This window comes from Pandoraea terrigena, from assembly GCF_902459705.1.
GTDB classification, from domain to species: Bacteria; Pseudomonadota; Gammaproteobacteria; order Burkholderiales; family Burkholderiaceae; genus Pandoraea; species Pandoraea terrigena.
On record NZ_CABPRU010000003.1, the window covers coordinates 132,395 to 152,066 of the forward strand.

Here is a 19,672-nt window from a genome sequence, read left to right on the forward strand (position 1 = left end):
GAGGCACCGGGGGTGTCGATTGCATCGATGATGCCGCTGGGTGACGGCTTTCGATCGCTCAGACGTCCAGAAGTTCGACCTCGAAGACCAGCGTGGCATTGGGCGGAATCACACCGCCGGCGCCTCGGGCGCCGTAGCCCAGTTCGGGCGGAATGACCAGCTTGCGCTTGCCGCCGACCTTCATGCCGGCAACGCCTTCATCCCAGCCGCGAATGACCATGCCGCCGCCGAGCACGAAGGCGAACGGGTCGTTGCGGTCCTTGCTGGAATCGAATTTCTTGCCGTCGGTCAGCCAGCCCGTGTAGTGAACCGTGACGGTGTTGCCCGGCGTGGCTTCGGCGCCATCGCCCACTTGCAGATCGTCGTATTGCAGGCCGGAATCGGTGGTGATGATCGACATCGTTGTCCTCGCTCGAAACAGGAAGAGTATCGACGCGCGAGGTATCGCCAACGCGCGAACTCGGGAAAGAAAAAACCCCCGGCTCTCCGCGAAGAGCCGGGGGTGTTCCGCCAAGGCGACTTGGCGGAGACGGAGGGATTCGAACCCTCGATCCAGGTTTTGGCCCAGATGCTCCCTTAGCAGGGGAGTGCCTTCGACCTCTCGGCCACGTCTCCCAAACTTGTCGCTACATCAGGGAGGTGATGTAACGAAGGCGTGATATTACCCACTGTTCGCGATGCCGTCAAACATTATGCGCATCAAAATCCAACAATACGTGCGCATGTGTCATGCCTTCGACACGCTTGAGGAATAATCCCCGCACCGGCGCGCGAAAATCGCGCGTCGTGCCGCGCGCCTCGCCGGCGACGCTCAGGCCTGGTCGAGTTCGAACGCCTTGTGCAGCGCGCGCACGGCCAGCTCCATGTACTTCTCGTCGATCAGCACGGAGATCTTGATTTCGGACGTCGAGATGAGCTGGATGTTGATGCCCTCTTCCGACAGCGTACGGAATGCCTTGCTGGCGATACCGACGTGCGAGCGCATGCCCACGCCAACGATCGACACCTTCGAGACCTTCGGGTCACCCACGACTTCGGCGGCGCCGATGTGGCCCTGCACATCCTTTTGCAGCAGCGTCATGGCGCGCTGGTAGTCACCACGCGGCACCGTGAACGTGAAGTCGGTCTTCCCTTCGATGCTCAGGTTCTGGATGATCATGTCGACGTCGATGTTCGCATCGGCAATCGGACCGAGGATCTGGTAGGCGATGCCCGGACGATCCGGCACGCCACGCACGGTGATCTTGGCCTCGTCGCGCTGGAATGCGATACCCGAGATGATGGCCTTTTCCATTTGTTCGTCTTCCTCAAAAGTAATCAGCGTGCCCGAGCGCGCTTCTTCGTCGAGCGCGATCATCGGATCGGTCAGGCTCGAGAGCACCCGCGTCTTGACCTGGTACTTGCCGGCGAATTCCACCGAACGGATCTGCAGCACCTTCGAGCCGAGACTGGCCATTTCCAGCATCTCTTCGAAAGTGACCTTGTCGAGGCGGCGCGCTTCGTCGACCACGCGCGGGTCGGTCGTGTACACGCCGTCGACGTCGGTGTAGATCAGGCACTCATCGGCTTTGAGCGCAGCGGCCACCGCCACCGCCGAGGTGTCGGAGCCACCGCGACCCAGCGTCGTCACGTTGCCGTTCGGATCGATGCCCTGGAACCCCGTGATGACGACCACGCGGCCGGCATCGAGATCGGCCATCACGCGCTTGTCGTCGATTTCCGAAATGCGGGCTTTGTTGAAAGCACTGTCGGTCTTGATCGGTACTTGCCAGCCGGCATAGCTCACGGCATCGACGCCCGCTTCCTTGAGGGCCATCGCCAGCAGGCCAACGCTCACCTGCTCGCCCGTGGCGGCAATGGCGTCGAGTTCGCGCGGATCGGGGTGGGCCGAAATTTCCTTGGCCAACCCCAGCAGACGATTGGTCTCGCCGGACATGGCCGACGGCACCACCACCATCTTGTGACCGGCTTTATGCCACTTGGCCACGCGTTTGGCGACATTCTTGATGCGCTCCACCGAGCCCATCGACGTGCCGCCGTATTTGTGTACGATCAGAGCCATAACATTGCTAACACATTGATTTGAAAGCGTTTATGAATCGCGCACGGACACCCGCCGAAGGGTATCGGTTACGTTTTGATTCGCGGAACCTTTGATTATCGCACGAATGTATCGTGGCTGAGGCAGTCTGGCGCAGATTGCACTGCCGAGGACGCCGCGCGCCGCATCCGGCAGCAGATTGTGCTGTTTTCGGCGGCTTACGCTTCGTCGCGCCACATCATCCGCCAACGCGTGCCGCCATTCGCCCCCGTTTGTGCCGCCCCATCGATGCCCAGGCGAGGCACGAACACGATCTCGCTTCCCTGCCAGACAATCGGCACATGACGCAACCACGCTGCCACGCCACGACTCTGGTACCAATGCTTGAGCGAACGCGAATGTCCGTTCGCACGCTCGCGCCATCGCTCGCCGCCCGTGCGCGCCCTCGCCACGAGCGGCCGCGCGCGCAGCACGCGCTCATCGAGAGATCCCTCATGCGCCTCGCCCGCGGCGACCGGCACGAACACAATGCTTCCCTGCCAGTGCGGCAAAGGCCATTCGCGCTCCCCCGACCATGACAACTCGACGTCGGCGCCCCGCTCGCCCGAGCCGGCCGCGTCGTAGACCGCCGTCCACTGCAAGGCACCCCGGTACAGACGCAAGACCGCGTTGCCATGCGGCAGTTCGAGCGACGCGTCGTCGTGTGCGTCGCGAATCTGTCGCACCCACTCGTCCAGTCGCGCCTCCGGCGGCATGGCCAGCGCATGGCGCGCCGCCCAGTAGCGCAGCAGGTTCGCCAGTCGCGGCGCGTCCAGCGCTTGCAGCCGGGCGCGTTGCAGGCGCTCGCCGCCGGCGTCCTGCGTCACACACGCCATGTCGAAGTCCGCCTGGGCGAGCTGATCGAGCAGCGATTGCGCTTGCGCCGCATGGCGTGCAAACCGCGCCAACGTTTCCCGATAGGCGGGCACATGCGCCGCGATCGCGGGCATGACATCATGGCGCAACGCGTTGCGCAGGTAGTGGCGGTCGTCGTTGGACGGATCCTCGACCCACGACAGCGAGCGTGCTGTCGCATACGCCTGCATCGCCTCGCGCGAGACGTCGAGCAACGGCCGCAGCAGGCGCGCGTGCGCCGGCGCGCCGGTCGCAACCGGCAACGCCCCTTCCACGGCCATGGCCGCCACGCCAGGCAGCCCCGCGCCGCGCAGCATCTGCAACAGCACGGTCTCGGCCTGATCGTTCGCGTGATGAGCGCTCAGCAGCCAGTCCACGCCATGCGCATGGCACGACGCCGCAAGCGCGTGATAACGCGCCGCGCGCGCCGCGCCCTCGATGCCCTGCCGGGCGTCGCGCGGCACGCTCACGCGCTGTGCCTCGAACGCGAAACCGCGCAGACGCGCCTCGCGCTCGCACGCAGCAAGCCACGCGTCGGCGTGCTCGGACAGTCCGTGATGGATGTGGATGGCCAGCGGCGGTGCAATCGCCGTGCCCGCATCCCGACGCGCCTGAACCCAGCGCGCCAGCGCATCGAGCAGCACCATCGAGTCGAGCCCGCCGCTCAAGGCAACGGCAAGAAGCGGCGTGCCGTGTGACGCACCATGTGTCGCGTCGTGAGGCGTGAGCAGAGGCGAATCGCGTGACGTGAAGTGTGGTGTAACGTGCGTCGCCAGAGCGAGGTGCAACGCGACGTCCACATGAACGACTGCCGCGTCGCTTCGGGGAGAAGCGTACGCGGCAGCAGATGCATCGGGATGCGGCATCGGGTCCGGATTCGGCGTCATCGCCCCCCCGGACGACGACGCGATGGCAGGCGCCTTACTTCGCGCCGGCTTCCTTGAACTTGCCATAGCTCATCAAGCGCTCGAAGCGGCGTTCGAGCAGCTCCTTGTGGCTGCTGCCCTGGAACTGGCGCAGTGAATCGGCCAGCGCACGCTTGAGCATGCCGGCCATGCCGAGCGGGTCGCGCTGGGCGCCGCCCAGCGGCTCGTTGATGATCTTGTCGATCAGCCCCAGCGCCTTCAGACGGTGCGCGGTCAGACCCAGCGCTTCGGCCGCCTCGGGCGCCTTGGCAGCGCTTTTCCACAGGATCGACGCACAACCTTCCGGCGAGATCACCGAGTACGTCGAGAACTGCAGCATCATGACCGTGTCGGCAACCGCCACGGCCAGCGCGCCCCCCGAGCCGCCCTCACCGATGATGGTGGTGATGATCGGCGTCTTGAGTTCCGCCATCACGAACAGGTTGTGACCGATGGCCTCCGACTGGCCGCGCTCTTCGGCGTCGATGCCCGGGTAGGCACCCGGCGTGTCGACGAACGTGAAGATCGGCAGACCGAATTTCTCGGCGAGCTTCATCAGGCGCATGGCCTTGCGATAGCCCTCGGGACGCGGCATGCCGAAGTTGCGCATCGCGCGCTCCTTCGTGTCGCGGCCCTTCTGGTGACCGATGACCATGCAGGCCTGGCCGTTGAAACGTGCCATGCCGCCCACGATGGCAAGATCGTCCGAGAACGAACGGTCGCCATGCAGTTCATGGAAGTCGGTAAAGATGTCGCGAACGTAATCGAGCGTATAGGGACGCTGCGGATGACGCGAAATTTGCGAAACCTGCCACGGCGACAGGTTCGTGTAGATGTCCTTGGTGAGCTGCTGGCTCTTTTTCGAGAGGCGCTCGATCTCTTCGGAAATGTCGACGGCGGAATCGTCCTGCACGAAGCGCAGCTCTTCAATCTTCGCTTCGAGTTCGGCGATCGGCTGTTCAAAATCCAAAAAGGTGTTCTTCATCAGGCTTCCCCGGAAATGCGGCAGCGTATTGTACCGCCGGCAACGTCCACCCGGTCGAGATAGACAACTTTCATTGCCACTCGATCCACAATAGACGTCAATAATGACTGGATGCGATGGGATGGACGCGGATTATACGTCTTTGACTGAACTTTCAGTATTCGACGGGCACCGGTTCAAGGCTTCGCCACATATACCAGGTGGCGACCGTGCGCCACGGCTCCCAATTCGCGGCCACTTCACGCGCTTCGCTGCGCGTGACGGGTTCCCCGCTGAAATAGTTGACGCTGATCGCATTGATCAGCCCGACATCGTCGAGCGGCAGGACGTCAGGGCGCAGCAGGTTGAACATCAGGAACATTTCGGCCGTCCAGCGGCCGATGCCGCGAATGCCGGTCAACTCCGCAATGACCGCCTCGTCGTCCATGGTCGCCCAGGCGTCGACGTGCAGCACGCCCGACTTGAAGTGCGTTGCCAGGTCGAGAATGTACTCGGCCTTGCGGCGCGACAGCCCGCAACCGGCAAGCGCGTCGTGCCCGGTCTTGATGAACTGGGCCGGCGTGAGCTTCGGACAGGTGGCCTGCACGCGATCCCAGACGGCCTGCGCGGCCTTCACCGAGATCTGCTGTCCGACGACCGAGCGTGCCAGCGTGACGAACGGTTCGCCCCGCCCGGTCAGATGCGCCGGACCAAATTGGGGAATCAACTTCTTGAGAATTCGATCGCGCTTCATCAGATCGGCGCAGGCCTGGTCCCAGAAGTGCGGACGCGTCGCCCCTGCCGCCACCGGCAGCGGCACCACGCCGGTCACGACCTGCTCGACGACATCGTGGTCGATGCGCTCGATCTCGGGCGTCACGATGCGCGTCTCGCCATCGCGCTTGGCGATGACACGGCGCGAGTCGTCGGCGCTCGAGCGCACGGCCTTCGCCGGCGATTTGCGTGCGACCTTCGTCTTCGTGCCCACCGTCGGTGCAGCCTTTTTCACGACCTTTTCCGTCACCTTTTCGGCCACCTTCTTCGCGACGTTTTCCGCGCCCTTCCTGGCGACCTTTTGCGCGACTTTCCCGACGGTTTTTTGCGCCGGCGGCGCGGCCTTGCGCGCAGCGCCGGCCAGCGTTGCCTTCACTGCCGTGGTCCCAGCCGCAGCCTTGCGAACGGACTTGACGGGCGTCGTCGCGCGCTTGCGCGGCGCGCGGCGTTCGTTGCCGTCGTCGGACAGCGCGGAAGTTCGGGCGGTCTTGACCGTTCCCTTCATTCCCTTCGCTGCGGCCGTCTTGGTCGCCACCTTAGCGGCCACGGATTTACGAGTCACCATGAAATTTGCCTCGATGCGTCGCGCTCAGGCACGACGCCATTCGGTGGCGCCTCCGGGACGGTCTTCCAGCACGATACCTTCGGCCAGCAGTTCGGCGCGAATCCGATCGGCCTCGGCGAAATTGCGTTCGCGCTTGGCCTGTGCCCGAGCCTCGATGCGTGCCTCCACCGATGCGCGCAAGGCGTCTTCGTCGCCCGCGGCGCTGCTCCCCGCCGCCCCTTGCAGGAACGCTTGCGGATCGCGGCCGAGCAGGCCGAGCGTACCGGCGAGCCCCTGCAACTGACGCACGAGCACCGGGTCGCGCTGCTTGTTGATCTCACCGGCGAGGTCGAACAGCACCGCGATGGCGACGGGCGTATTGAAGTCGTCGTTCATCGCCGCGGCGAAACGCTGCGCGAACGGCTCGTTCCAGTCGAGCGGTGCGCCATCATCGCCCGCCGCATCCTTGAGCGCCGTGTACAGCCGCGTCAAGCCGCCGCGCGCGTCGTCCAGATGCGCATCGCTGTAATTGAGCGGGCTGCGGTATTGGGCACGCAGAATGAAAAAGCGCATGACTTCCGCGTCGAACTTCGCGAGCACTTCGCGGATCGTGAAGAAGTTGCCAAGCGACTTGGACATCTTCTCGTTGTCCACGCGCACGAAGCCGTTGTGCATCCAATAGTTCACGAACGTCTCGCCGGTTGCGCCTTCGCTCTGGGCGATCTCGTTCTCGTGGTGCGGGAATTGCAGGTCGGCCCCGCCGCCGTGAATGTCGAAATGATTGCCGAGCAACTGGCAGCTCATCGCCGAGCACTCGATGTGCCAGCCCGGACGACCCGCCCCCCACGGCGAGGCCCACTTCGACTCGTCGGGCTCGGTGTCCTTGGCGCGCTTCCACAGCACGAAGTCGAGCGGATCCTGCTTCGCGGCATTGGCGGCGACACGCTCGCCGGCACGCAGATCCTCGATGGATTTGCCCGAGAGCTGCCCGTAGCTGGCGAACTTGCGCACGGCATAGTTCACGTCGCCGTCGTCGGCCTGGTAGGCGTAACCGTTACGCTGCAGGGTGCCGATCATGTCGACCATCTGCGCGATGAAGTCGGTGGCACGCGGCTCGTGATCGGGGCGTTGAACGCCCAACGCATCAGCATCTTCATGCATGGCGGCAATGAACCGCGTCGTCAGCTCGCGCAGCGTTTCGCCATTCTCGACGGCGCGCTTGATGATCTTGTCGTCGATATCGGTGATATTGCGCACATAGGTGACGCGATAGCCGAGCGTTCGCAGCCAACGCTGCACCATGTCGAACACCACCATCACGCGCGCATGACCGACGTGACAGTAGTCGTACACCGTCATCCCGCAGACATACATGCGGACTTCGCCGGCAACGAGAGGTACGAACGGCTGTTTGTCTCGCGCGAGCGAGTTGTAGACACGCAGTGAATCCATAGATAAGCGCTTGACCGGGCGGCAACAGCGCCGGACGCTGCGACGATGTCCTCGAACGCGTCAAACGGTGCGTGACGGGAGTGACATCGCGAGGCGGGCTGCGCGCCGTGCGGTAGAAAAAACGAACCTGCGAACCGCATCCGCCATCACAACGAGAAATGGCGCGAGCCGGGCGCAGGTGTTTTGTTAGAATGCGGCCGAGTATAGCATCTCTTGTGCACCTCTCAGGTATCCCAAGCACCCACTATGACGCAACGAAGCCGGTCACTTTTGTCTCCCGCAACGCGCACGCTGCGCGCACGCCACCTGGGCGCCGCTGCTGCGCGCGGCGCCCGCGCACTGGCGCTTGCCGGTGTTACCCTCGGCCTCGCGGGCACGCTGTTCGCACTGCCCGCCGGGGCGCAGGCCCTCACCGATCCGCCGCGACCCGCGCCGCTGCAAACGCCGCAGCAGGCCAGCGAGTCGGCCATCGACAAGCTTGTCGCCGACGGCAAGTTCAACGATGCGCTCGCGAAGAGCGACGAACACCTCAAACAGTTCCCGCGCGATGCCCAGGTGCGCTTCACGCGCGGGCGAGTGCTCATGGAGATGGGCCGCAACGCCGAAGCGATCGACGCCTTCACCGCGCTCACGCAAGACTTTCCGGAGCTGCCCGAGCCGTTCAACAACCTCGCGGCGCTCTACGCCCAGGCCGGCGAGTACGACAAGGCGCGCGCCGCGCTCGAGAGCGCGATTCGCAACAACCCGAGTTTCGCCGTGGCCTATGCGAATCTCGGCGATATCTACGCCAAGCTCGCGCAGCAGGCGTATCAGAAATCGCTCAAGCTCGCACCGACCGCGCGCGTGTCGAACCGAGAGAAGATCCTGGCCAACATGCTCGCGCCGCAACGCATCGCGCCCGTGAGCCAGACACCGTCACCGGCCAAAGCCGACGACGCCGCACTCAAGAACGTCGGCAAGACGGGCAACTGAGCCCGTCCCCCCGTTGTCCCTCGAATCGATCCCTCATTGCCTACGGAGACATGCATGAACTTTCCGAATCGCCTGCGTCGCGCGCTGCTCGGCAGCGTACTCGCTGCGGCTGCCCTGTCGGGGACGAGCCTGAGCGCATTGGCGCAGGACGCTAGCCCGCAAGTGCAGTTCAAAACATCGGCCGGCAATTTCGTCGTCGAACTCAACCCAAAGGCCGCGCCGAAAACGGTCGAGAACTTTCTTCAGTACGTCAACAGCGGTTTCTATAACGGCACGATCTTCCACCGCGTGATCGGCAACTTCATGATCCAGGGCGGCGGTTTCACGCCCGACATGACTGAAAAGCCCACGCGCGCGCCGATCCCCATTGAATCGCAGAACGGCCTGAAGAACGTGACCGGCGCCATCGCCATGGCCCGGACCTCGAATCCGAACTCCGCGACCGCGCAATTCTTCATCAATGTGAAGGATAATGCGTCACTGGACTACCCCAACCCGGACGGCTACGGCTATGCGGTATTCGGCAAGGTGGTATCCGGCATGGCTACCGTCGAGAAGATCAAGGGCGTTGCCACGACCCGCAAGGGCATGTACCAGGACGTGCCGGCCACGCCCGTCGTGATCGAATCGGCCAGCGTCGTCAAGCGCTGACCACCTCCGGCCCAACGGGACCATTTCATCAGAAGGAAAGCATCATGGTTGAACTGCACACGAATCACGGCGTCATTCGCATCGAACTCGACGCCGACAAGGCGCCGAAGTCGGTCGAGAACTTCCTGAACTACGTCAAGAACGGCTTCTACGACAACACGGTGTTCCACCGCGTGATCAACGGCTTCATGATCCAGGGCGGCGGTTTCGAGCCGGGCATGAAGCAAAAGCCCACCGAGGCGCCGATCGAGAACGAAGCCAACAACGGCTTGAAGAACAACAAGTACACGCTGGCCATGGCCCGCACGAACGATCCGCACTCGGCCACGGCGCAGTTCTTCATCAACGTCGGCGACAACGACTTCCTGAACCACAGCGCGCCGACGCCGCAAGGCTGGGGCTACGCCGTGTTCGGCAAGGTCGTCGAAGGCCAGGAGATCGTCGACCAGATCAAGGGCGTGAAGACCGGTTCGAAGGGCTTCCACCAGGACGTGCCCGTGGACGACGTCGTCATCGAGAAGGCCGTGATCGTCGCGTAAGCGCGCCCGCCGCCAACGCAGACGATCGATGCCGGTATCGACTGCGCGGTGCCCGCAATGTCCCGTGACACCCCGGGGCGACGGGCCCGCGCTTTTCATTTCCGATCTTCACCTTTCGCCGGCACTGCCGCGCACGGTGCAAGTCTTCGAGGACTTCCTGCGCGGCCCCGCGCGTGAAGCGTCCGCCCTGTTCATCCTCGGCGATCTGTTCGAATACTGGATCGGCGACGACATGCTCGATGTCGATGCGCCGACCGATACACGCCCTGAAGCCGCCCCGCCCCACCCCGAACCGCTCGGCGCATTCGCGCGTCGCATGACGGCCGCCATGGCGGCACTGTCCGCAAGCGGTGTGCCGATCGCGGTGATGCGCGGCAATCGGGATTTCCTGCTCGGACACCGCTTCGCACGCGCGGCCGGCGCGATCCTGCTCGACGATCCGTGTGTCTTCTCGTTTCTCGGGCAGGCGGTGGTGCTCAGCCACGGCGACCAGTTGTGCACCGACGACGTGGGCTATCAGCGCTTTCGGCGCGTTGCCCACTCGCCGCTCGGCAAGGCGTTTTTCCTGACGCTGCCGCTGCGCTTGCGCATGGCTATCGCGAATCGCATCCGGCGGCGCAGTGCCGCCAAGGGCGCGCATCGCATGGCGTACGCCGACGCCAACGCCCAGGCCATCGCCGCGCTGCTCGACGCCGCCGGCGAGCGCACGCTCGTGCATGGGCACACCCATCGCCCCGCGCGCCATGTCGACGGCCGCCGCGTACGGTGGGTGCTGCCCGACTGGGAGTTCGACGCGGCGACACCGCGCGGCGGCTATCTGCAATGGGACCACCAGGGCTTGCGCGCCGTCGATCTGGTCTACGCCTCGCCGCAACACGCATAAGGCGCGGCCCCATCGTGCCAGCCGGTCCGTGTGGATGGCGGGCGGCTTTCGTCACGACGACATTGCGAGCCTTTGCGGGCCTCACATGTCCTGGATTTCCTTGCCCAGCTTGCGCAGTTCCGCGGTATCGATCTTGCTCGCGCCGAGCGCTTCGAGATGCGCCCCAAGCTGGTTGAGCGCCGCCACCATCACGTCGATCTTGTGCGCCTGATCGGTCGCGTTCTCGATCAGCCCGTGAATGGCAAGCGAGACAGGATCGTCGGCGTTGGGCGTAATGCCGTAGGCGGAGAATTCCGGCTTGCGCGCGTTGCCGCCGGGCTTGGCTTGCGCGTCCTCACGAGGGCTGTCGGGACGAATGATGCGCGCGGGACTGCCCACCGCCGTGCCACCGGCGGGCACCGCCTTGACCACCACGGCATTCGAGCCGATCTTCGCCCCCTCACCCACCGTGAAGCCGCCGAGCACCTTGGCACCGGCGCCCACGATCACGCCGGGCGCCAGTGTCGGGTGGCGCTTCGCACCGCGAGCAAGTGATGTGCCGCCAAGCGTGACACCCTGGTAAATCGTGCAGTCGTCGCCAATGACGGCCGTCTCGCCGATCACCACGCCCATGCCGTGGTCGATGAAGACGCGGCGGCCAAGCGTCGCGCCCGGATGGATTTCGATGCCGGTGAGAAAGCGTGCGCATTGCGACACGTAGCGGCCCAGCCATTTGAAACCAGACGTCCAGCAGCCATGCGCAACCCGGTGCAGCATCACGGCATGCAGGCCGGGGTAGCACGTGAAGACTTCCCAGTCGCTGCGGGCGGCGGGATCTTTCTGTCGAATGGCGGCGATATCTTCGCGAAGACGGGTGAACATGAGTCTGAATTCCATCCTGTGGTGCGCGTCCGGCCGTTCTGGCGCGGATCGTCGTGGCGTTACCGGGGCACAGCGCCGGGCGTGAGCGGTGGACACGCTGCGCGCGGCTTGCGAAGTCGGCGCAACAATCACGGTGAGCGGCGGGACGTCACCGCCGGATCTTCCGCTCCAGAATATGCTTTGCGATACCGCGCAGGATGTTGACCTCCTCACGATCCAGATGACTCTTGGCGAAGAGCCGGCGCAGGCGCGTCATGAGCTTCTTCGGATTCTCGGGGTCGAGAAAATCGAGATCGACGAGCGCGCGCTCCAGATGCGCGAGCATGCCTTCGACATCATCGCGTGTCGCGAGCGCGTCATGCGTGCCACCATCGAGGCCCGCCGGCGGCGCGACCGCCGCCGCGACGTGAGGCCCCTCGCCGCGCTCACGCGCCAGACAGGCCATGCGCACTTCGTAAGCGATCAACTGCACTGCCTGCGAGAGATTGAGCGAGCTGTATATCGGATTGGCCGGAATGTGGACGAGCGCATTGCAGCGCTCGACATCCCCATTCGACAAGCCCGTGCGCTCGCTGCCGAACACAAACGCCACCGACTCGCCCTGCCCCGCATGGTGCACGGCCATCGCGGCGCTCTCGCGCGGCTCGGCATTGGGCGGTCCGTACTCGCGCGAACGCGCCGACAAGGCGACTGCCCAACTCACGCCCTGCAACGCCGTGTCGAGATCCGGCACGACCCACGCATTCGCCAGCACGTCATCGGCACCGCTCGCGAGCGCCACGGCGTCCGGCTCGCGCAACACGTCCGCCCCCGCACGCGGTGCGGCCAGCACCAACCGGCCGAACCCCATCGTCTTGATCGCACGGGCGGCCGACCCGACGTTGCCGGGATGGCTCGTCTCGTTGAGCACGAAACGCACTTGATCGAACAACGGTGACGCGGGACGGACAGCAGCAGACTGTGACATGAGGCAGTGAAGAGGCGTAGGAACAAAGCATGCGCAAGGCCGAAGCCCAATGCACGGGAACGACGTCGGCACGCCATTCGGGCAGGACGGCCGTTCGGCGGCAAACGTCGCTATTTTGCCCTGAATCGGGAACGCTGCGGGCGGTCGTGACGACAACGCTCACCCGGCCCATTGATGTGCCGCGACAAAACGGCCCTGAAGCGACCACGAAGGCGCACATCGATGAAAAAGGGGCCAGGCGCATGCGCCGCAGCGCACATGCTGCGTTTTTGCTAAAATACGCGTTTTCGTCCCTGCAAACGAGCCGCCACCCGGTGCGCGGCGCTTGCAGGGCATCGCTCTTGCTCAATTTGTTCGCTTTGTCTGCCATGCCTGACGGCCGGCCCAGAGGGGGTCGCGCGTACCGTCGGCAATGGCCTTAACAGGAATCTGTCATGCAGCATCCCATGCTCAATATCGCGGTGAAGGCCGCGCGCCGCGCCGGCAACATCATCAGCCGCGCCTCTCTCGACATCGACACTGTCAAGGTCAGCAAAAAGCAGCACAATGACTTCGTGACGGAAGTGGACAAAGCGGCTGAGCAAGCGATCATCGAAACCCTTCTGCAAGCCTATCCGGACCACGCCATCCTCGCCGAAGAATCGGGCGAAGCACACGGCAAGTCGGGTTCGGAATACCAGTGGATCATCGATCCGCTCGATGGCACCACCAATTTCATTCACGGCCTGCAATACTATTGCACGTCGGTTGCCCTCGCCCACAAGGGCATCGTCTCGCAAGCCGTGATCTACGATCCGACCCGCAACGAGCTGTTCACCGCCTCGCGTGGCCGTGGCGCCTTCCTCGACGGCAAGCGCATCCGCGTGTCGCGCCGTGATCGGCTGGCCGATGGCCTGATCGGTACCGGCTTCCCGTTCCGCGATCTGCAAGGCGTTGAGAACTATCTGAAGATGTTCGGCACGATGACCGAGCATTGCGCGGGCATCCGCCGTCCGGGCGCTGCGGCACTCGATCTGGCCAACGTCGCGGCCGGCCGCATGGACGGCTTCTTCGAGCAGGGCCTGAACGCGTGGGACATGGCCGCCGGCAGCCTGCTGATTACCGAAGCCGGCGGTCTGGTCGGCAACTATACCGGCGAATCGAACTTCCTGTTCGAAGGCGAAGTCCTCGCGGGCAACCCGAAGATCTACGCGCAAATGGTCAAGCTGCTCGAAGGCTATTCGCGCGCCAAGCGCCCGGCGTCACCGGCCAAGGCCAGCGCCGCCACCGCGGCTGCCTCGTCGGCAGGCCACCTGCCGTCGTAAGGCCTGCGCAGGGGCGTTGAACGCCATCGCGTCCCGCGTAAAAAGAAACCCCGGCGATGCTTGCGCATCCCGGGGTTTTTTGTCGTTCGGCGCCGCCGCAGGCGGCCCCGAACGACCTCACACGTCGTACCTCACGCGCCCAGGCGTGCCAGCACCGTGTCGCGGCCCAGCAGTTCGAGCACGGCGTCGATGGCCGGCGTGTGCGTCGTGCCGACCACGAGCAGACGCACCGGCATCGCGAGCTGCGGCATCTTCATGCCATGCTGGGCGAGCGTGGCCTTGAACGCCGGCGAGATGGCCGCCTTCGTCCACTCGGGCAGCGCCGCCAATGCCGCGCCGAGGTCCTTCACCGCCGCGCGTGCGGTGTCGGTCATGTGCTGGGCCACATCGGCGTCCGACGGCACGGGCTTGCGGTAGAACATCTCCGCGCTCGCCGCGATGTCCTTGATCGTGTTCGCCCGGTCCTTGAACAGCGCAACCACTCCGGCCAGCGATGGACCGCCTTCGATCGACACGCCCGCCTTCTGCAGGAACGACTCGGTCAGCCCGGCCAGGCGATCGTTATCCGCCTGCTTCAGGTACTGGTTGTTCATCCACAGCAGCTTTTCGGGGTTGTGCTGTGCGGGCGACTTGCCAAGATGATCGAGATCGAACCACGTCACGAACTGCTCGCGCGAGAACACTTCGGCGTCGCCATGCGCCCAGCCCAGACGTGCCAGATAGTTCACGACCGCCTCGGGCAGGAAGCCCTCATCGCGATACTGGACCACGCTCATGGCGCCGTTGCGCTTGGACATCTTTTCGCCCTGGTCGTTGAGCACCGTGGGCAGGTGAGCGTAGATCGGCGGCTGCTTGCCGAGCGCTTCGAAGATATTGATCTGACGCGGCGTATTGTTCACGTGGTCGTCACCGCGAATCACGTGCGTGATGTCCATGTCGATGTCGTCGACGACGACACAGAAGTTGTACGTCGGCGTACCGTCCGGGCGCGCGATCACGAGATCGTCGAGTTCTTCGTTCGATATCTCGATGCGGCCCTTGACGGCGTCTTCCCACACCACGCTGCCGGCGAGCGGGTTCTTGAAGCGCAGCACCGGTTGCACGCCGGCCGGCGGCTCGGGCAGCACCTTGCCCGGCTCCGGACGCCAGCGCCCGTCGTAACGCGGCTTTTCACCGCGCGCGCGCTGCTCCTCGCGTAGCGCGTCGAGGGCTTCCACGCTCATGTAGCACGGATAAACATGACCGGCGGCCTTCAGTTGCTCGAGCACTTCGCGATAGCGATCCATGCGCTGCATCTGGTAGAACGGGCCTTCGTCGTAATCGAGGCCAAGCCATTCCATGCCTTCGAGAATGACCTGCACGGCTTCCGGGGTCGAGCGCTCGAGATCGGTGTCTTCGATGCGCAACACGAACGCGCCGTGATTGTGACGCGCGAAGGCCCACGGATAGAGAGCGGAACGAATGTTGCCCAGATGAATGAAGCCGGTCGGGCTAGGCGCAAAGCGGGTGCGGACAGTGGTCATGGTTTGGCGTGGGTGCATCGCGTCGGCGACAAACAAAAACGCCCGCGGCGGAGGGTCTCGCGCAGGCGGGTCGCCAACATTCGGAAGCTGGCATTATATCAGCCACGTGGGTGCACTCACTGAGAACCTGAGGTCATCCCCCTTTGCGCACCGCTTCGCGGAACGATGATAACGTCTGATACCTCGCCGTTTGCCAACGATGCATCACTCACTCATGTCCACCCCGATCCTCGAACTGCGCGAGTACCGCCCGACCGAAAGCACCGAGACCCACGACTTTCATCAGGTCGTGATCGGGCTGTCCGGGCACATGTCGATGGCGCTGGAGGGCAACGCGACGCATTACGGCCGCGTGGGCGCGCGCAACGGCGTCGTGATTCCGGCGGGCGTGCGACATGACTATCGCGGCGACGGTCCCAACCGGCAGGTCGTGCTGGATGTGCCGCCGCGCCTGGCGGTGACGACGGGCTCGCAGCGGGCGTTCGCGCACGAGGCATTCTTCGCGCTCGACGCGAACCTGCTGGCACTGGCCCGGCGCGTGAGCGCGCGCGGCAACGGCGAACGCCCCCCGGGTGCGGACGATCCTGTCGTGCGCGAGTGGCTGGGCGCCCTCACCGCGCGTCTGGCACCGACGCGTCCCGCACAGCGCCGCGTGCGGCTGGACCTCGCGCGCATCGACGCCCGACTGCGCGCTGCCCTGGCGACGCCACCGGATACGACGACACTGGCCCGCGAGGCCGGGATGAGCGTACGCCATTTTCACGATGCCTTCGTCGCGATCACCGGCGAGACGGCTCACCGGCACCTGATGCGTCTACGGCTGGCGCGCGCGGCCATGTTGCTGAGCGCCAGCGATGCGACGCTCGCCGACATCGCCCTGGATGTCGGTTTCAACGATCAAAGCGCCCTGACACATGCGTTTCGCCAGCACTACGGCCAGACGCCCGCGGCTTGGCGACGAGAACGCCATGCCTGCGGCACCCCGGGCTGAGCCGATCGGAATACACCAAATACCGAATGGAATTCGCCCAAAAAAATTCGTGCTCACGACACCAATCTCCCAATCTCTGGTCGAATTGCGGCGCTGACCGACGCCAGGCGCTATGCCGCATGCCCACGCAACCGGGCCCGGCAGCGCTCGAGCGACCATCGACAGGCACGCAACGACGTGTGCGACGCATTGGGAGACAAGTACCTTGACATCAATTCTCTACCGCATGTCCATCGGACTGGGCGGGCTGGTCCTGTTCTGGGCATTCGGCATGCTCAGTGCCAACGAGCTCGGCAAGAGCGCGGCGCTCATGGCGACGGCCCTGCCCGGACTCACGGGCCTATGCCTGATGCTGCGCGCACGCTCCGCATGGCTGAGCGCGACGACGCTCGGCATCATTGCCATCTTCTTTCTCGATGCGGCCACCAAAGGGTTCCTGCGCGATTACTTCGGTCTGCGCCCGAACCACCTGCTGGTTTTGCAAGCGGTGTTCAACACGAACCCATCGGAAGCCGGCGAGTTCTTCCGCCACCACTGGCGTGACCTTGCCGAGGCGAGTGGTGTCTTCGCCGGGCTGATGTCGCTGGTCGTCCTGCTCGAGCGCCGTCTGTCGCGCTCGGAGGCCGCGAGCGCCCCGCCGCCGATGCGACGGCGCAGCAAGTTCGCCGTGGCCTTCATGCTCACGGGCTTTCTCGCGTTGCATCTGAATCCGACGATGGCCAAGGAAAACCCGCTGCTCTACTGGCCGATGCGCTATCTCGACTACCAGCGACAGCTCGCGTACGCCGAAACGCTGCAACATGCCCTAGAACGCAACATGGCGCAACGCACCGACTGGCGCGTTCAGTATCACGGGCCAGCGCGCAAGACCGTCGTGTGGGTGATCGGCGAGAGCCTGAACCGCAACAACATGTCGCTCTACGGCTACGCGCGCAACACCACGCCGATGCTCGACTCGCTGCGCGGCGAACTCACCGTCTTCCGCGACGTGGTGTCGTCCGAACCCGCGACGATGGCGTCGCTCATGAAGATGCTCACACCGGCGAGCCTCGCAGATCCCAACGCCTGGATGCGGCAGCCCGATCTCGTCATGCTCGCCAAGGAGGCCGGGTATCGCACCTACTGGATCTCGAACCAGGTGCCCAACGACGGCTGGCTGGGACTCGTTGCCAATCGTGCCGACGAACGCGTCTTCATCAACAAGGGATCCGGGCGCGGCGAGAACAATGTCGACGGCAACCTGCTCCCGGCCGTCGACACCGCCCTCGCGAGCGATGCCCCCCGCAAGCTCATCGTCGTGCACTTGCTGGGCGCCCACCCCACCTACGATATGCGCTACCCGGGGACGTTCGCGCGCTTCGACAATGCCGACGATGCCGTCATGCGCGACCTCGCGGCGCAAGGGCGCTCGCCCTGGGTTCGCCGTCTGCGCAACGAGTACGACAACGCGGTCGCCTACAACGATTACGTGGTCGCCAGCCTGATCCGCAAGACAATGTCGGCCACGGCGGCATCCGACGCCAGCGTGCTGTTCAGTTCCGACCACGCCCAGGAAGTGGGTCACACGCGCAATCACACGGGGCAGTCCGTCGCCGATGCATCCGGCTATGAAATCCCGATGCTGGTTTGGACGCACGACGCGATCGACGCGCGCAAACGCGCCACGCTCGAATCCCGCCCCTATCAAACCGACCAGCTCGACCACACCCTGCTCGGCCTGCTCGACATCGATACGGCTTACTACAACGCGTCGCACGACGTGCTCAGCGATGCGTTTTCCCCCGCACCGCGCAGCATCAACGGACAGGCCTATTGATACGGCGCCGGACGACGGCACGACAAAAAAGCCGATGCGACTTCTCGCATCGGCTTGCTAACTACTTCTTGCGTGCTCCCGGCCCGCCTCCTACCACGGGCGGGGGCGCGTCAGACGTCCAGACGCGACACGAACTTCGGCTGCAGGTACGCTTCGAGCGCTTCCGGGCCGCCTTCCGAACCATAACCGCTGTCCTTCACGCCGCCGAACGGCACTTCCGGCAGCGCCAGCCCCGAATGGTTGATCGTCAGCATGCCGGTCTCGACCCGCGCCGCAAGGCGATGCGCCGTGCCTTGCGACGCTGTGTACGCATACGCGGCCAGGCCGTAAGGCAGACGGTTCGCTTCGGCGATGGCTTCGTCTTCCGTGTCGAACGGGTTGATGATCGCCACCGGGCCGAACGGCTCTTCGTGCATGATCTTCGCGCTCATCGGCACGTTGCACAACACCGTCGGCGCGTAGAAGTAACCGCCTTGCGCCGCACGCTTGCCGCCCGTCTTGAGTTGAGCGCCCTGGGCGACGGCATCCTCGACGATCGCGCTGATCGCCTCGAAACGCTTGCCATTGACCAGCGGCCCCATCGTCGTCTCCGGATCCAGTCCGTTGCCCACGCGCACCGCTTCGGCGGCCTTCACGAAGGCGTCGACGAACTGATCGTACACGCCACGCTGCACGAGGAAACGCGTCGGCGCGATACACACCTGGCCGGCGTTGCGGAACTTGCCTGCGGCAAGATTACGCACTGCGGCGGCGATATCGGCATCGTTGAAAATCAGCACCGGCGCATGCCCGCCGAGTTCCATCGTCAGGCGCTTCATGTGCAGGCCGGCCATCGCCGCCAGTTGCTTGCCCACCGGCGTAGAGCCCGTGAACGACACCTTGCGGATCGTCGGATGCGGAATCAGGTACGACGAGATTTCGGCAGGCACGCCATACACGAGGTTGAGAACACCATCGGGCAACCCGGCGTCGGCGAAGGCACGAATCAGCCCCGCCGGAGACGCGGGTGTTTCTTCCGGGGCCTTGACGATCACCGAGCAACCGGCGGCCAACGCGGCCGAGACCTTGCGCACCACCTGATTGACCGGGAAGTTCCATGGCGTGAACGCCGCGACCGGGCCAACCGGCGACGGAATCACCATCTGGTAGACGTTTGGCACGCGAGCCGGCACCAGGCGGCCGTAGGCGCGCTTGCCCTCTTCCGCGAAGAATTCGATGACGTCGGCCGCGGAGAGCAGTTCGCCCTTGGCCTCGCCGATCGGCTTGCCCTGCTCCATCGTCATCTGACGTGCGATGTCGCCGACGCGCTCACGCAGCAGGCCGGCTGCCTTGCGCATGAGCTTGGCGCGCTCGAACGGCGCGACTTCGCGCCACTTGGCAAAACCGGCTTCAGCCGCGGCCAGCGCCGCGTCCAGATCCGGCTGGGTCGCGCGCGCGACGGTTCCGAGGGTCTCGCCAGTGGCCGGGTTTTCGATCGGCAGCGTAAGGCCTTCCGCACCCGCCTTCCACTGCCCGTTAATGAAAAGTTCTACGTTGTGCGACATGCTGAAGTCTCCGGTTGGCAACACGCCCAACAGCATAACGCAGGCAG

General features: G+C 64.7%; 17 protein-coding genes and 1 tRNA gene. 7 read left to right on the forward strand and 11 right to left on the reverse strand.

Annotation, left to right across the window (positions count from 1 at the left end; genetic code table 11):
* Positions 1 to 58: 58 nt before the first annotated feature.
* From PTE31013_RS08195 to cysS, 7 genes are all read right to left on the reverse strand, one after another.
* Positions 59 to 400, reverse strand: a complete 342-nt coding sequence (locus PTE31013_RS08195) for an FKBP-type peptidyl-prolyl cis-trans isomerase (RefSeq protein WP_150612329.1) — start codon at positions 398 to 400, stop codon at positions 59 to 61.
* 121 nt (positions 401 to 521) lie between these two features.
* Positions 522 to 615: transfer RNA gene (locus PTE31013_RS08200), tRNA-Ser, on the reverse strand.
* A gap of 196 nt (positions 616 to 811) precedes the next feature.
* A complete protein-coding gene (locus PTE31013_RS08205; RefSeq protein WP_150612330.1) occupies positions 812 to 2,062 on the reverse strand; it encodes an aspartate kinase in 1,251 nt (416 codons plus the stop codon).
* 197 nt (positions 2,063 to 2,259) lie between these two features.
* Positions 2,260 to 3,822: a tRNA lysidine(34) synthetase TilS gene (gene tilS, locus PTE31013_RS08210; protein ID WP_174978489.1), complete on the reverse strand. Its 1,563-nt coding sequence runs from the start codon at positions 3,820 to 3,822 to the stop codon at positions 2,260 to 2,262.
* Between the two features lie 34 nt (positions 3,823 to 3,856).
* On the reverse strand, positions 3,857 to 4,825 hold the full coding sequence (locus PTE31013_RS08215) for an acetyl-CoA carboxylase carboxyltransferase subunit alpha (protein ID WP_150612332.1): 969 nt from the start codon (positions 4,823 to 4,825) through the stop codon (positions 3,857 to 3,859).
* A gap of 154 nt (positions 4,826 to 4,979) precedes the next feature.
* Positions 4,980 to 6,143, reverse strand: coding sequence for an endonuclease III domain-containing protein (locus tag PTE31013_RS08220; RefSeq protein ID WP_246174072.1), 1,164 nt, complete (start codon positions 6,141 to 6,143; stop codon positions 4,980 to 4,982).
* A 24-nt stretch (positions 6,144 to 6,167) separates the two neighbouring features.
* On the reverse strand, positions 6,168 to 7,574 hold the full coding sequence (gene cysS / locus PTE31013_RS08225; RefSeq protein WP_150612333.1) for a cysteine--tRNA ligase: 1,407 nt from the start codon (positions 7,572 to 7,574) through the stop codon (positions 6,168 to 6,170).
* 270 nt (positions 7,575 to 7,844) lie between these two features.
* Here cysS and PTE31013_RS08230 point away from each other — a divergent pair, with 270 nt between their 5' ends.
* The 4 genes from PTE31013_RS08230 to PTE31013_RS08245 all read left to right on the forward strand — a co-directional run bounded on the left by PTE31013_RS08230 (position 7,845) and on the right by PTE31013_RS08245 (position 10,619).
* The gene (locus tag PTE31013_RS08230; RefSeq protein WP_246174074.1) at positions 7,845 to 8,546 is read left to right on the forward strand and encodes a tetratricopeptide repeat protein; all 702 of its coding nucleotides are present in this window, start codon (positions 7,845 to 7,847) and stop codon (positions 8,544 to 8,546) included.
* A 72-nt stretch (positions 8,547 to 8,618) separates the two neighbouring features.
* Positions 8,619 to 9,197, forward strand: a complete 579-nt coding sequence (locus tag PTE31013_RS08235) for a peptidylprolyl isomerase (RefSeq protein ID WP_150612673.1) — start codon at positions 8,619 to 8,621, stop codon at positions 9,195 to 9,197.
* Positions 9,198 to 9,241: 44 nt separating this feature from the next.
* A complete protein-coding gene (locus tag PTE31013_RS08240) occupies positions 9,242 to 9,736 on the forward strand; it encodes a peptidylprolyl isomerase (RefSeq protein WP_150612335.1) in 495 nt (164 codons plus the stop codon).
* A gap of 28 nt (positions 9,737 to 9,764) precedes the next feature.
* Complete coding sequence (locus PTE31013_RS08245) at positions 9,765 to 10,619, forward strand: UDP-2,3-diacylglucosamine diphosphatase (RefSeq protein ID WP_281351798.1); 855 nt, start codon at positions 9,765 to 9,767, stop codon at positions 10,617 to 10,619.
* Positions 10,620 to 10,700: 81 nt separating this feature from the next.
* Here the strand turns inward: PTE31013_RS08245 and cysE are convergent, their stop codons facing one another.
* Both cysE and PTE31013_RS08255 read right to left on the reverse strand, forming a co-directional pair.
* Positions 10,701 to 11,480 (reverse strand): serine O-acetyltransferase, encoded by a 780-nt coding sequence (cysE, locus tag PTE31013_RS08250; RefSeq protein WP_150612337.1) that lies wholly within the window; start codon positions 11,478 to 11,480, stop codon positions 10,701 to 10,703.
* Positions 11,481 to 11,628: 148 nt separating this feature from the next.
* Positions 11,629 to 12,447, reverse strand: coding sequence for an RNA methyltransferase (locus tag PTE31013_RS08255; protein ID WP_174978490.1), 819 nt, complete (start codon positions 12,445 to 12,447; stop codon positions 11,629 to 11,631).
* A gap of 434 nt (positions 12,448 to 12,881) precedes the next feature.
* On the opposite strand from PTE31013_RS08255, the gene PTE31013_RS08260 reads away from it, so the two are divergent.
* The gene (locus PTE31013_RS08260) at positions 12,882 to 13,751 is read left to right on the forward strand and encodes an inositol monophosphatase family protein (protein WP_150612338.1); all 870 of its coding nucleotides are present in this window, start codon (positions 12,882 to 12,884) and stop codon (positions 13,749 to 13,751) included.
* A gap of 131 nt (positions 13,752 to 13,882) precedes the next feature.
* Here PTE31013_RS08260 and gltX read toward each other — a convergent pair whose 3' ends face one another.
* On the reverse strand, positions 13,883 to 15,274 hold the full coding sequence (gene gltX / locus PTE31013_RS08265) for a glutamate--tRNA ligase (RefSeq protein WP_150612339.1): 1,392 nt from the start codon (positions 15,272 to 15,274) through the stop codon (positions 13,883 to 13,885).
* A 214-nt stretch (positions 15,275 to 15,488) separates the two neighbouring features.
* Between gltX and PTE31013_RS08270 the strand changes: the two genes are divergently transcribed.
* Both PTE31013_RS08270 and PTE31013_RS08275 read left to right on the forward strand, forming a co-directional pair.
* Entirely contained in the window at positions 15,489 to 16,265 is a 777-nt protein-coding gene (locus PTE31013_RS08270) for a helix-turn-helix transcriptional regulator (RefSeq protein WP_174978491.1), read from the forward strand.
* 205 nt (positions 16,266 to 16,470) lie between these two features.
* Positions 16,471 to 18,081: a phosphoethanolamine transferase gene (locus PTE31013_RS08275; RefSeq protein WP_150612341.1), complete on the forward strand. Its 1,611-nt coding sequence runs from the start codon at positions 16,471 to 16,473 to the stop codon at positions 18,079 to 18,081.
* A 110-nt stretch (positions 18,082 to 18,191) separates the two neighbouring features.
* Here PTE31013_RS08275 and PTE31013_RS08280 read toward each other — a convergent pair whose 3' ends face one another.
* The gene (locus PTE31013_RS08280) at positions 18,192 to 19,625 is read right to left on the reverse strand and encodes an NAD-dependent succinate-semialdehyde dehydrogenase (protein ID WP_150612342.1); all 1,434 of its coding nucleotides are present in this window, start codon (positions 19,623 to 19,625) and stop codon (positions 18,192 to 18,194) included.
* Positions 19,626 to 19,672: the final 47 nt, after the last annotated feature.